This is a genomic window from Sphingobacterium sp. HSC-15S19 (genome assembly GCF_050433745.1).
In the GTDB taxonomy this organism is placed as follows: Bacteria; Bacteroidota; Bacteroidia; order Sphingobacteriales; family Sphingobacteriaceae; genus Sphingobacterium; species Sphingobacterium siyangense.
This window is the reverse complement of sequence record NZ_JBNPWQ010000014.1, coordinates 160,388-174,013: the sequence shown is the minus strand read 5'-3', so window position 1 is coordinate 174,013 and position 13,626 is coordinate 160,388. Positions and strand designations below refer to the sequence as shown.

The following is a 13,626-nucleotide window of genomic DNA, read 5'->3' as shown; positions in this document are numbered from 1 at the left end:
TTTAACACAGCTCAGCTTAAATTCAAAGCTGTGCTTCTTTTTCTTATTCATAAAAAATGCCCCCAGAAAGTGTCTAACTTTTTGGGGGCACTGCAAAGGTTGGATAGCCCCTTTTATATTGAATTTTTACCGAATCCCTATACAGGTACTTTTCAAATATTCAATTCTCAGAGGGTTTGTTTTTACTTTTTAGAAACCTTCTTTTACATTGAATCCTTGTACACCTTAACACTATTGCTTCTAGTTAATCGACCGGTTATTTTTTAAGGTATTTTTCCAAAAATTGATCCTGCTCCCAAAGTAAATGGAAGATATTTTCTTTGGCGACATATCCATGAGCTTCGCGTGGTAAAATGACCATACGCACGGGAGCTCCCAAATTCTTCAGGGCCTGGAAATAGCGTTCCGTCTGCAGGGTGAATGTTCCGGGATTATTATCGGCTCCGCCGTGAACCAACAAAAGTGGGGTTTTCATCCGATCAGCACTCACAAATGGAGACATGGTCATATACAAGGCTGGATCATCCCAAAAGTTACGTTGTTCACTCTGAAAACCAAATGGTGTTAAGGTCCGATTGTATGCTCCAGAACGGGCAATTCCTGCGGCAAACAATTTTGAATTGGACAACAGGTGTGCTGTCATAAACGCACCATAGGAATGCCCACCCACAGCAACTTTTTTCCGATCGATGTAACCCAAATGATCTACCGCATCAATTGCAGCTTCGGCATTTGCCACAAGTTGCTCAATAAAGGTATCATTCGGTTCTTTTGTTCCCTCTCCAACAATAGGGAAGGCCGCATTATCCAATACAGCATAGCCCTTCGATACCCAGTAGATAAAAGAGCCATAACTTGGGAAGGTAAACTCCTTCGGATTGGCCGTGCTTTGTCCGGCTGTATTCTTGTCCTTATATTCCCGTGGATAAGCCCACATTAGCAGAGGCAACTTCTCTTTCTTCGTAAAATCATAACCGGCAGGTAAATATAATGTTCCGGAAAGTTCGACTCCATCCTTGCGCTTGTATTTTAAAATCTCTTTATGAACTTTTTCCAACGATTTAAACGGGTTTTCCAACGTGGTGAGCGTCACCTGTTTCCCCGATTTCATATTTTTCATGAAATAATTCGGATAAATCGATGCTGACTGAAGCGAAATCAACAGATCACCAGTTTTAGGGTTCACTAGTTGGGCGATACGTTCTTGCATTTCAGATACTGGAGCAGTGTAGATGCGTTTTTTCTTCAATGAATGCAGATCAAGCTCATCCACAAAAGGAAACTCACCATTTTTAGTAAAACCCTTACCTACAAACAACACCTTATCCTTATCTATATACATCGAATAAGTGCCTAAACTATTTTTTTCCATATACACATCTCCCGGATCATTATAGACGTCCTGACTGTTCCGCTCGTGCAACAGTTTGGATTCTCCCGAAGAAGGATTCACCACAAAAGTTTTTGCGTTTCTCGTATCATACCATTGCGAATTGATCAATGCATATTTATCATTCCCCCATGTTACACCAGCATAACGGTCTTTGATTTTAAAAATAAGCTTTCCCGCACCATTGTAAGGGTACGATAAAGTATATAAGGCATCACGAAACTCCGCAGGTTTGTTCGCATCCCCGCCATCCAAGGCTTCTACATAAGCCAACGTAGCTGGCTGATCACTCCGCCAATGCCAGGCACGTTTTCCCGATCGTGTCGACGAAAAACCTTTCGGCATTACCTCTGTCAAGGCTGTCTCATTCACAAGCGCTATTTCCTTGCCCAATCGGTCATAAATTCGAACCTGCTGTGGAAAATACGAGACCGGAACTACGTAGGAATAAGGTTTTGTGATCGTCGTGATCATCACATACTCACCATCCGGCGAGAAACTGATCCCCGTATAAATGGCTTTATCTTTAAAGGAAGAAATCTTGCCGTCCAGATCTACAAGTTCAAGGTTGGATTGCACCAATGTTTCAAAATTCACTTCGTCCTGCGGATTTTTAAGCAGGTCTTGGTATGTCCTCAATTGGGACACCTTCCCATCACTTGTTGAGACAATAGGTCCTGTCGGCAAATCTTTTGAGGGGTCCAACAGCGCAGCCCTATCCTTTGGCAGGCTTGTTATTATTAAACCGGAAGAATTTCTCAGCCACTGAAATGGTGCTGTCAATGTTCCATTCAAATTGTAAGCTGTCAACTGTTTGACATTTCGCGTTGCAAGATCAATGACAAATAAGGCCGTTCCACTTTCATTTGTATTGCTAAATGCCAAACGCTTATTGTCTGGAGAGAACACAAAATTGGCCATCGCCGCTTTTTCGGGCATTCCCGTGAAGTCGGAAAATTCCATATTTTGTCCTATTTTTTTCAAGGCAATCTTATCGAAAAAGATTGTCGAGCTTTCCATGTTCGTCTTCGGATTAATCCGCAATCCAGCCAGTTTCATTTCTTCCTGGCCTAAGTCTGCCAGGCTTTTATACGTAGGCCGGAACGTAAATAACATCCAATTTCTATCGCTTGAAATCTTTATCTGAGGGGGGCGCACATAATCGGCTAAGGCCAAAATTTCAGTAGAGGGTTTTTGAAAGGTAATGTTTTCCTGCGCTTGCGTCTGTAGCGACGCTAGAAGCAAGAGACCATAGAATAGTTTCTTCATAAATTTATTTTTCAAATTAGGGCAAAATAAGGTAATAAAATTTTCATAAAAAAGCAAGCTTTGTAGCTTTTTTATGACAGTAAAATTAAACTTAAATCATTTGTAAAATAGTGGTAAAATTTACTGATTTAAAGTTATCCACATTTACAAAATTAAGATAATCAATAACTTACAAACACCAATCTGCAGCAAACGCATTCTCTGACAAACTTTTGCCCAAAATGTGGAAAAGTCAAACTACCGCATCGAAAGAAAATATAAGATATTTGTTAAGCTAATGAAAGAATTGGCAACTCAACGAAGTTTTTAAGTATCGAAAACACAGACTTTTCTTTTTGATGAATTGTCTATTTTAAATGGCCAGATGCACCTTAAATCTGGTCTCCCCGATTAAAATTGATACCATTAACTCCGTACCGAGTTTTTCTATAAAGATTGGAATAAAAAAATAAACAAGTAAACATGGCAAGAATTATCAAATTTGAGAAAAACGATTGTGCTCCTTGTGCACAAGTATCGGCTTATTTGGATCAAAAAGGTATCCAATATGAAACGGTTAATCCTTTTGATGAACCAGACTTGGCCGCAAGATTCAAAATCCGCACAGTTCCTACGGTAATTGTGTTGGAAAATGAAGAGATTCAACACCGTATCATTGGCTTTAAACCAGAGGAATTGGCTGCGATTGCACTTTAATAAATTCAGCGTATCATTAAAATGAAACAGTGACATGATACACATTTATTATGATTCCAGAACGGGGAACGTACAACGTTTTATGGATAAAGTAGCGCAGATAACGGGTTGGCAAATTCATAAGATTACCGCCGATTTAATGGTAAAAGACCCTGGTCATTTGGTCACTTTCACCACAAATTTTGGACAGGTGCCCGAAAACACAAAAGAATTCATGAAACGCGAAGCTAAAAATATCTATTCTGTTACTTCCAGTGGCAACCGCAACTGGGGACCGAATTTTGGTCTGGCAGCTGATCGCATTTCACAGGATTTCGACATTCCACTGGCGTTCAAATTTGAACTGTCCGGAACAATGGAAGATATTAATCAATTTATTGACATCTTAAAGAACTTTTGCGATGGTAGCAAACGAAGTAGCAAAAAACTGGATATTGCTTAATAATGAAATCATGATTAAGCATGATGACGAATTCAGCTTACATAAAGATAAGGAAGCGGTTCGTGCATATTTCTTGGAATATGTAAATAAGAACACCGTGTTCTTTTATACATTAAAAGAAAAAATAGACTATTTGGTAGAAAACAACTATTATATTGACTTTTACCAATGGTTTACATTTGAAGAAATGGAAACGGTATTCAACTATGTGTATGCGAAGAAATTCCGTTTCGAATCTTTTATGGCGGCATTCAAATTCTTCCAGAGCTACGCTTTACGTGACGATTCTGGCGAGAAGTTTTTAGAGCGTTATGAAGACCGTGTAGTTGCTGTTTCCTTGTTCTTAGCAAGAGAAGAGGGTGTTCAAAAAGCAATTGAATATGCAGAAATCATGATCAATCAAGAGTATCAGCCAGCGACCCCTACATTCTTGAATGCAGGAAAGAAACGCTCGGGTGAATTAGTATCATGTTTCTTGGATGAAATCGGCGACAACTTAAATGGTATCGGTTATGCTGTTGATTCCGCAATGAAGTTGTCTTCTATCGGTGGTGGTGTATCGTTCAATATCTCTAAAATCCGTGCTCGCGGAGAAGCTATCAAAGGTGTTGAAGGCCGTGCCGGCGGTGTACTTCCAATCATGAAGATTATGGAAGATACATTCTCATATGCGAACCAGTTGGGACAACGTCCGGGTGCTGGTGCAGTATACCTCAATATTTTCCACTCTGACATCGAAGAATTTTTAGATTGTAAAAAAATCAACGTTGACGAGAAAGTACGTATCAAATCATTGTCTATCGGTATCATCGTTCCTGATAAATTCATGGAATTGGCAGAAAAAGATGAACCATGCTATTTGATCTACCCACATACGGTGATGCAAGAGTATGGACAATTCTTGGATGAGATGGATATGGACAAGATGTACGACGAATTGATCACGAATCCAAACGTGAAAAAGAAAAAAATCAATGCTCGTCACCTTTTAGTTAAAATTGCTCAGACACAAAAAGAATCAGGATATCCTTATATTTTCTTCAAAGAGAACACCAACCGTGTCCATGCATTGAATGAAATCGGTCAAGTGAAATTCTCGAACTTGTGTACTGAAATCATGCAAGTATCTCAAGTATCCGATATTGAGATCTATGGCAAACAGGACACGATCCGTTATGGTATCTCCTGTAACTTAGGCTCCTTAAATATCGCGACTGTAATGGACAACAAACGTATCAAAGAGACCGTAAAAACGGCTATGCGCGCTTTGACTGTCGTTACAGACGTGACCAATATCGATATGGTTCCATCTATTGCAAAAGCAAACCGGGAGTTGCATTCTGTAGGGCTAGGTGCAATGAACCTCCATGGTTACCTTGCAAAAAGTTTCATCATGTATGAATCTAACGAGGCGCTGGATTTTGCCAATACCTTCTTTATGATGATGAACTATTATTCATTGGAAGCATCGATGGAAATTGCCAAAGAACGTGGTAAAACATTTGTTGGATTTGAAAAATCAGCCTATGCCGATGGCACGTATTTCAACAATTACATAAACCGCGATTACATACCTAAAACAGCTAAGGTAACGGAGTTATTTGAAGGAATACATATTCCAACAGTAGAAGATTGGTTGGAATTAAAAGCGAAAATCAAAGAACATGGTATTTATCATGCTTACCGCTTGGCTATTGCTCCAAATCAATCGACTTCGTATATCATGAATGCAACTGCATCAGTTATGCCAATCGTCGATATCATTGAAGTACGTGAATATGGAGATAGTACAACTTACTATCCAATGCCATACTTGACAAACGATAATTATTTCTATTTCAAATCGGCTTATGATATGGATCAATTCAAGGTCTTAAAATTGATCTCGGTTATCCAACGCCATATTGATCAGGGTGTATCGACCATTTTGCATACAAACTCAAAGGATTCGACAAGAGATTTGTCTAGATATTATATCTATGCACATAAATTGGGATTGAAATCCCTTTATTATACACGGACAAGAAAATCGACCATCGACGAATGTGTCTCTTGTTCAGCTTAATTTTGAGATTTTAGTATTTGGATATATAATGGGAGAAAGTCAAAAGTTGCCTACGCCATTGGCGGCTTTTGGCTTATCTAAAATCAACAATCCAAATACGTGATAATAAATGCCTAATACTTTAAACTAAAAATGAGTAAAACATATAAAGCTGTCAACTGGAATACCCCTGAGAACGATTATGTATTGATGTTCTGGGAACAAAATATCCGTCAATTCTGGATTGATACGGAATACATTCCTTCAAAAGATATCGATAGCTGGAAACGTATCAGCCCAGAAATGAAAGATGCGTATAAAAAAGCTTTAGGAGGATTAACCTTGTTGGATACCCTTCAAAGCCATACTGGTATGCCTAAAATCATCGATCATATCGATACATTACAGAATAAAGCTGTATTGTCCTATATGTGTATGATGGAAGCTATCCACGCAAAATCGTATTCCACTATTTTCACGACAGTTTCTACAACCGCAGAAATAAACGACATTTTCGAATGGGTTCAACAAAATAAATATCTTCAATACAAAGCAGAAACGATTGATGGCTACTACCGCGCAATCGATAAAGAAGATGCTTCGGACGAGGAGATTTATATGGCGATGGCTGCATCTGTATTATTGGAGTCATTCTTATTTTATTCTGGATTCTTCTTGCCATTATGGTTATGTGGACAAGGTGAAATGGTTGCTTCTGCCGATATCATTAAGAAAATTATCGCAGACGAATCCATTCACGGTGTATTCGTTGGATTAATAGCCCAAGATCAATTCAAAAAATTAAAAAATCAAGATCAGGTAAAAGCTCGTTTCTTGGCCTTGCTTTACAATTTGTATGAAAATGAGCTGAAATATACAGAAGAGATCTATACTGAAGTTGGCTTAACTGCAGAGGTAAAAGAATATGTTCGTTACAATGCCAACAAAGCATTGATGAATTTAGGCTTTGATCCGATCTTCGAAGTAAAACAAGTCAACCCAATCGTATTGAATGGTTTGAATACTGAAACGACACAACATGACTTCTTCTCCAAGAAATCAACTAACTACGAAAAAGCAACGGAAATTGTCCATCTAAAAGATGACGACTTCAAAATGGATGTGGTCGTAGATATATAATATTGACGATTCGTCAAACAAAAAGCCCCAAAGAAAATTCTTTGGGGCTTTTTGTTTGACGGGAAACAACTATTGTTGGAATGCTTTGATTGCCTGTCCGCGCCAAGCGGCATCAAGCGGTGCACCAAGCAACCAAGTTAACGTAGGCGCGATATCATAAATCATCAAAGTTTCCTTGATTTCTTTTCCTTTTGGCACACCTGGTCCGGTCATTACCCAAGGAATCTCCACCTCGGCCAGCGATTTACCACCGTGTCCTTTTCCGGTACCACCATGATCCGCAACAATAACAAAAATTGTTTCGTCTGCTATTCCCGCATCTTTTACAGCTTGCTGCAAGGTACCAATACGTCTGTCGACCTGTTTTAGTTCGGCAGAGTATTCCGGTGTATTATGCCCGATATTATGGCCTACGCCATCAGGTTGGTCGAAATGCACAAAAGTAATCGTCGGTTTCTCCTTTTTTATGATATCCACGGTGGTGTTCAAATAGAAATTTTACAGCTTCTATTATGTTAAGTAAACATTATTTAATCTCTCTAACCAATATGTTACAGAACAAAAAAAAGACGCTGAAAAATTATTTTCAGCGTCTTAACCTTATACCGTTTTACATCGATTTTAATACCCAGCTTTTGCCAACCGTGCGTACATTTCGACAAAAGCACACTGATCGAGCAGCCATTTCGATTTATGCTGATCTTTCAGGGTCCAATCTGGACTGAAAAGTCCATCTTTATCGCGCATATGCTGCCAGGCAAATTCAAGATTTTTCGCAAAAACGGTGAGATACCTTTGGTCGCCATTCACCGCAGCGAGCTCGATGTAACCACGCATCATTACGGCATGAAACCACAAATTGCTATTTTTCAATTTTGGGAAATTCAATTTCGCATCCGTTTCGAAAAAATAGCCTAGACAGGCCTCAGCCAGCTGTTGTGCATCCTCAAGGTACCGTTTATTTTTCGTTAACTTATAAAGCAGGGCTGCTGCCTGCAACATTTGTCCGGCGTTGTACGAAAACTTAGCTTTTCCAATCTTTCCATTGAGCTGCATATTGTCCCAGTATAACTTATCTTCGGGATCCTGAAGATTTCTTTTTGTCCATTCATAAAGACGTTCCCCTTCTTGCAGATAGGACCTATCATTGGTTGCCATAAATAACTTCAGTGCAAATACACTTGCTGGTGCATTCGAACAGGTATTTTTAGATTCCTTTTTCTGTTCACACCAATAAATGCCACCGCCGAGTTTATCATCCTCCCCACTCTTTACAAAATTCCAGATCTCTTTGGCCGAAGACAGGTAGTTTATTTTTTTTGTATGGATATAGCTATCGGTAAAATCGATACCCAACCAGATATTATCGTCATAAAAACGATCCGAGGGAGGAGCTGTATTTAAATAAGAAGCATAACCAACCGGCGACCGACTTTCATCCCTATATTCCTGTAGCCCAACCAGGACTTTTTTGTCAAGTATGAACTGAAATGCCTTTTTTGTTTTTGGCAATTCCATCAAGGCATTTACAGCCGAGAAACTACCCGAGAAAGGCCATAGATAAGCATATTTCTTTTGCTGCGCTGCCTGTTGATTATTATCCAGATAATCAGCTTTAAAGTTTTCATCAAAGGGATATTTTTCAGCCAAGAGCTGATTCTTGGTATTTCCAAACTTGCTATAGATGCTATCTAAAGTTTGGATAGCATAGTTCTGAAAATTATTTTTCTGTGCAAATAAGGTTACACCAATAAAGTTCAAAAGAAACAACGTAAAATATCTTTTCATGTGTTTTAGGTAAAAGAATAGTAGATACCTATACGGCATCTACTATTCCTGAACATTAATAACCAGGGTTTTGTTTTAAATTGGGATTGATTGCCAATTGATCCATCGGTACCGCATATAGTTCTTTATTCTTATCGTTCGTAGCTTTATGATCCCACCAAGATCCGGATATATATTTTCCGAATCGGATTAGATCTGTCCGGCGCTTTCCTTCAAAAATAAATTCACGTCCCCGTTCCGCCAGTAATTCATCCAGCGTCAATGTAGCGACAGTATACTGCGCCATAGGCCAGTCAGCCTTACTAAATGCTCTTTTTCTGGATTCATTGACCAACTCCACAGCCTCACTACTGGCTTTTCCACCATTCTTACGCATAAGTGCTTCAGCTTTATCGAAATAGATCTCCGTTAAACGATAAATAATATAATCATTCTCCCAGTAGTTGGCATCGTCCAAGGTACCTGATTTATATTTATTAAATCGAGCTCCAGAATTCTCTTCTCCTTTTGTCATACCACCTTCTGAAGTTTTATCACCTTCGCTTTCTCTGCGGATCGAATTGACAAACACCAGCGGTTTACCTGAATACTCTTCCGTTCCCAATACAGGTGTAGTGGTGCCGTATTTATATTGTGGTCCAAACAAAAACCATTCTTTCTTCCGCAAGTCATTTTCAGCATAGGCATTAAATGCGGTAGGGATAACAACAAATGCATTCCATCCACCGTAACCAACTTTGAGCACTTCCTTCATATAGTCATAACTCATATAGAATCCCGACCAATCGAATGTAAACCCCGCCTGTCTGCTATATTGAAATTGAAATAAGGATTCCGGATTCGCCGAATTGGTATTACTGAACAATGCATTCAAATCAGGGCTCAATTTGGGAGCCCCTCCAATGCCGCCAGCCTGTCCGGAAATAATCTTATCACAAGCAGCGATACATTCATCATTCATTGCCTTACCCGACCATTTTTCGGCATTGAGATAGAGTTCAGCCAGCATGGCATAACCCGCAGCCATAGATACCTGACCGATATTACTGGCCGAGGTTTTAGGCAACTTATCCACATTTTCTTCCAGCTCCTTCTGCACAAATGCAAAAACCTCTGTTCTCGGTTTGGTTTCGGGGTTAATAGGATCGGCTACCTTTGTCACGATAGGAACGTTGCCCCAAAGATCCATTATCTTAATGTAGTGAAATGCCCGCATTACTTTTAATTGCACAAGTATTTGCGTGCGTTCATCCTCTGTCAGATCCGCAATTTTAGCGATATCAAGTTTCTCAATATCCTGAATAGCATTATTGACATAGCCAACGCCGCCCCACATCAACTCCCAGGCCCCACGCATTCGGCTTTCATTGCTTGTCCAGGTATGATAGTGCTGCCGGATATGGTCTCCACCGTCATATCCATGGCGTCCCTTTTGCGGCCAGGCCACCTGATCGGCACTTAATTCGGAATGATAATAAAAGCCATTTCCACCTGTAGGTGCAAGCCAGGCCTGCATATGTGTAAAAGGGCGGAGCGCAGCTTGCATAACCTCCCGTTTATTCTTATAAAAATTATCATCCTTGATCTTACTATACACTGTCTCATCCAACTTGGTGCAGGAACTAAAAGAGATACCTAAGGTAACAGTGCTCAGGATGGCGAATAAATATTTATTTGTTTTTTTCATAACCTTACTATTTTAAAATCCAACATTCAAACCAATTGTCCAAGATCTTGTTCTTGGATAGAAACTGCGCGAATCAATCCCTGCTTCAAAACCTGTATCCTGCAACTCTGGATCAATCCCCGTATATTTGGTCATGGTTGCGATATTTCTCCCTGTCGCATATACATATAGACTTTTGATATAATCAGTCTTTAGTTTAAAGTTATATCCCAATGTAATATTATCCAGTTTCACAAAACTTCCATTCTCAAGGTAGTAATCCGAATACTGTGGATCCTGTTTAAGGTCGGCATGTTTAGTAAAAGCACTTTCGAAAACATTATTAGGCAACCATTTTTGATTACCAAAGAACATATCCGCTGTATTTAAAATATCATACTTAAATTTCCCTCTGAAAAATACGGTCAGATCGAAGCCCTTATAGGCAAACCGGTTACCTAGCGACGCATTGAATTTGGGAACACCATTTCCAATATAGGCGCGATCATTATCATTTATATCCGCAATGGTAGCCTTGGAGCCGTCAGCTTTATAGAAGAGCCATTCTCCAGCATCATTCAGACCCGCATAACGTTTTCCATAGAAGGAACCAATTTCACCGCCTTCTTCAAGACGAATGGCATCTCCGAGATTACCTGGAGAGGGCAGACCGCCAAAAGTCATCCAATTACTCTTAAAGATATCATTGGACATGGTAACGAGTTTATTCTTTTGATAACTTCCCGCAAAATCCACCGTCCATTTAAAATCTTCTTTTTGAATTGGAACTCCAGACAATTGCAACTCAACACCTTTATTCGAAACCTCGCCTACATTGTACCAAATGTTTGTACTCACATAGGCTGGCTGTTGCGCCTTATATTGGTATAATAAATCTTTGGTTTTACGATTATAGACATCTAGAGACCCTGTTAGTCGGTTATTCCACAAACCAAAATCGAGCCCGATATTCAATTCGGCTTTTTGTTCCCATTTTAAGTCGGGATTGGGGTTCTGTGTCGGTCCATACGTTTGATAATAGATGCCATCCTGCGGATATACCCCACCTGTTCCCAACAAGATCAACGAATTGTAATTTGGGAAGCCCTGATTACCGGTTACCCCATACCCCACACGGAGCTTCAGATTGTTGACAAGGTCTTTATTGGAGAAAAAGTCTTCGTTTGTAATGGTCCATCCCGCAGAAATGGCAGGGAAATTACCCCATTTATGATTAGCACCAAATCGCGAAGATCCCTCTCGGCGAAGAATTGCACTCACAAAATACTTTTGGTCATAATTATAATTTACCCGTCCAAAAAAAGCAATCAATTTATTGTCTTCCTTAAATGAGCCCATCGATGGTCTTGGCAATTTGGTATTTGTCAGAGCCGTACCACTTCCCATGTCCCAATCTTGAAAAGCGTCTGTTGTAAAACCATTATTGGACATCTCAAACCGCTCATAACCATTATATTGAAAACTGTAACCGAGTAAACCCGTTATATTATGCTTGTCGTTGAATGTCTGGTTGTAATCAATTGTTGTTTCAAAGGTCTTGGACCAATTCAACTCATTTCTTTTCCAAGCATAGCCCATACCCTGATACTCAGAATTTTGGCGTTGGTCCCAATCTTTTATCGAACGATATTGACGATCGTTCCAATTATTTCTAAGATAGGATCCGAAGGCTGAGATGCTCAATGGTTCTATAATCTTGAGTTTCATACGTGCGTCTCCCGAAAAAGTTTCCTGATTGCGTTGATCTACACGGTTGGCCATACGATCCAGCGGATTAAAATTATTATAACCCTGGGTTTGGTAAAAACTTCCATCGGGATTGTATAGTGGAGCAGTTGGATTACGCTGGATTGCCTGTTCGAAATATTCCGTTTTTCCACCCAAAAGATCTGCTTTATTGAAATTGGCAGCAATATTACCGGAGAAAGTCAATCGATCTTTTAATCCAGTTTGCGAAAAATTGACACGACCGCCAAATTGCTGACGTCCATTCTGTTTAGCAATGCCTTCGGCATTTTCATAGTTAATTGAAGCACGGTAGTTGGATTTATCGCCACCACCGCTGGCAACAAAATTATGGAATGTTGAGAAATTACCTTTATTGATCAATTCGTCATACAAATCTGTTGAAGCGCCAAGGTCAAGATCAGGTTTATTCTGTCCGTTGACCACATAATCTCTAAATTGCTGCGCACTCAGCATCGAAGGTTTCTTTGCGACAGACTCATGTTGACCATAGGTATAATATTCAAATCGTGGTTCTCCAGATTTGCCTTTTTTAGTGGTTACTAAAATTACACCACCATTACCCCGCGTCCCATAAATAGCCGCTGCAGATCCGTCCTTTAACACGTCTATGGATTCAATATCTCCTTGCTTGATCAAATCTAGATTTCCACCAGGAATGCCATCAATGACAATCAGCGGGGAGTTTCCGCCTTTCATGGAGGCCATACCCCGCAATTGGATATCTGAACCAGCATTTGGATTACTGCCCTGGGTTCTCGTCACATTTAGCCCGGCAACTTTACCTTGCACCAGATCCATTGGGTTGCGCATACCACCTTGATTGAAATCCTTCTCTTTTACAGAAGCTACAGCTGAGGTAACTTCGCTTTTCTTTTGCGTACCATAACCGACAACAATAACCTCCTCCAATTGGTCTTCTGTCGCGGATAGTCGAATATCAATCGGGGCATTTCCTATTACTTTGACTTCGTTTGTTCGATAACCAATGGACGACACGACCAGGACATCTCCTATCTTGGCTTGCAGGGCAAAATTACCTTGGCCATCCGATGTTGTACCTTTTGCTGATCCCTTGACGGTAACCGAAACACCGGAGATCCCTTCTCCAGTCTTTGCATCCTGTACCTTTCCTTTAATTAAACCCTGAAACTTAGCGACCTTATGGGTAAAGGTCTCTTTTGGATCTTCCCTCTTGGCGATGACATGCGCATTTGCCTGATGTATCGTCCCTGCGATAATAGCCAACGAAAAAAACAGCTTGGTATTTTTCGTTAAGCGGGCAAATGATTCTAAATCGATTCTGCTCATATAATTAGTGATTTTGGTTTATAAAACGTTTTAGCTTTGATAAGCTTAAACGATCATGTTTAATTAGTATCATCTTCAATAATTAATACGAATACCTGATCCCCATCTCTATC

At 39.9% G+C, this 13,626-nt stretch carries 9 protein-coding genes; 4 read left to right on the top strand and 5 right to left on the bottom strand.

What is annotated here, in order from left to right; genetic code table 11:
- Positions 1–256: 256 nt before the first annotated feature.
- Positions 257–2,659 (bottom strand): prolyl oligopeptidase family serine peptidase, encoded by a 2,403-nt coding sequence (locus L1283_RS13610; RefSeq protein WP_429626265.1) that lies wholly within the window; start codon positions 2,657–2,659, stop codon positions 257–259.
- A gap of 462 nt (positions 2,660–3,121) precedes the next feature.
- On the opposite strand from L1283_RS13610, the gene L1283_RS13605 reads away from it, so the two are divergent.
- The 4 genes from L1283_RS13605 to nrdF all read left to right on the top strand — a co-directional run bounded on the left by L1283_RS13605 (position 3,122) and on the right by nrdF (position 6,981).
- Positions 3,122–3,355 (top strand): thioredoxin family protein, encoded by a 234-nt coding sequence (locus L1283_RS13605; RefSeq protein WP_046673718.1) that lies wholly within the window; start codon positions 3,122–3,124, stop codon positions 3,353–3,355.
- A 34-nt stretch (positions 3,356–3,389) separates the two neighbouring features.
- Positions 3,390–3,797, top strand: a complete 408-nt coding sequence (gene nrdI, locus L1283_RS13600) for a class Ib ribonucleoside-diphosphate reductase assembly flavoprotein NrdI (protein ID WP_088163114.1) — start codon at positions 3,390–3,392, stop codon at positions 3,795–3,797.
- A complete protein-coding gene (gene nrdE, locus L1283_RS13595; protein ID WP_120335019.1) occupies positions 3,757–5,862 on the top strand; it encodes a class 1b ribonucleoside-diphosphate reductase subunit alpha in 2,106 nt (701 codons plus the stop codon). The genes nrdI and nrdE overlap by 41 nt, the downstream gene beginning before the upstream one ends.
- Positions 5,863–5,994: 132 nt before the next feature.
- Positions 5,995–6,981 (top strand): class 1b ribonucleoside-diphosphate reductase subunit beta, encoded by a 987-nt coding sequence (gene nrdF / locus L1283_RS13590; protein WP_070570180.1) that lies wholly within the window; start codon positions 5,995–5,997, stop codon positions 6,979–6,981.
- Between the two features lie 69 nt (positions 6,982–7,050).
- Here nrdF and L1283_RS13585 read toward each other — a convergent pair whose 3' ends face one another.
- The 4 genes from L1283_RS13585 to L1283_RS13570 all read right to left on the bottom strand — a co-directional run bounded on the left by L1283_RS13585 (position 7,051) and on the right by L1283_RS13570 (position 13,513).
- Complete coding sequence (locus L1283_RS13585) at positions 7,051–7,458, bottom strand: alkaline phosphatase (protein WP_429626264.1); 408 nt, start codon at positions 7,456–7,458, stop codon at positions 7,051–7,053.
- A 144-nt stretch (positions 7,459–7,602) separates the two neighbouring features.
- Positions 7,603–8,769 (bottom strand): glycoside hydrolase family 76 protein, encoded by a 1,167-nt coding sequence (locus tag L1283_RS13580; protein ID WP_088163116.1) that lies wholly within the window; start codon positions 8,767–8,769, stop codon positions 7,603–7,605.
- A gap of 55 nt (positions 8,770–8,824) precedes the next feature.
- Positions 8,825–10,456, bottom strand: coding sequence for a RagB/SusD family nutrient uptake outer membrane protein (locus L1283_RS13575; protein ID WP_088163117.1), 1,632 nt, complete (start codon positions 10,454–10,456; stop codon positions 8,825–8,827).
- Between the two features lie 12 nt (positions 10,457–10,468).
- Positions 10,469–13,513 (bottom strand): SusC/RagA family TonB-linked outer membrane protein, encoded by a 3,045-nt coding sequence (locus L1283_RS13570; protein WP_088163118.1) that lies wholly within the window; start codon positions 13,511–13,513, stop codon positions 10,469–10,471.
- Between the last annotated feature and the right edge of the window lie 113 nt (positions 13,514–13,626).

Excerpts from the sequence above, each read along its gene's own strand:
- L1283_RS13610 (WP_429626265.1), bottom strand. The coding sequence starts at position 2,659 with ATGAAGAAACTATTCTATGGTCTCTTGCTTCTAGCGTCGCTACAGACG.
- L1283_RS13605 (WP_046673718.1), top strand. The coding sequence starts at position 3,122 with ATGGCAAGAATTATCAAATTTGAGAAAAACGATTGTGCTCCTTGTGCA.
- nrdI (WP_088163114.1), top strand. The coding sequence starts at position 3,390 with ATGATACACATTTATTATGATTCCAGAACGGGGAACGTACAACGTTTT.
- nrdE (WP_120335019.1), top strand. The coding sequence starts at position 3,757 with ATGGTAGCAAACGAAGTAGCAAAAAACTGGATATTGCTTAATAATGAA.
- nrdF (WP_070570180.1), top strand. The coding sequence starts at position 5,995 with ATGAGTAAAACATATAAAGCTGTCAACTGGAATACCCCTGAGAACGAT.
- L1283_RS13580 (WP_088163116.1), bottom strand. The coding sequence starts at position 8,769 with ATGAAAAGATATTTTACGTTGTTTCTTTTGAACTTTATTGGTGTAACC.
- L1283_RS13575 (WP_088163117.1), bottom strand. The coding sequence starts at position 10,456 with ATGAAAAAAACAAATAAATATTTATTCGCCATCCTGAGCACTGTTACC.
- L1283_RS13570 (WP_088163118.1), bottom strand. The coding sequence starts at position 13,513 with ATGAGCAGAATCGATTTAGAATCATTTGCCCGCTTAACGAAAAATACC.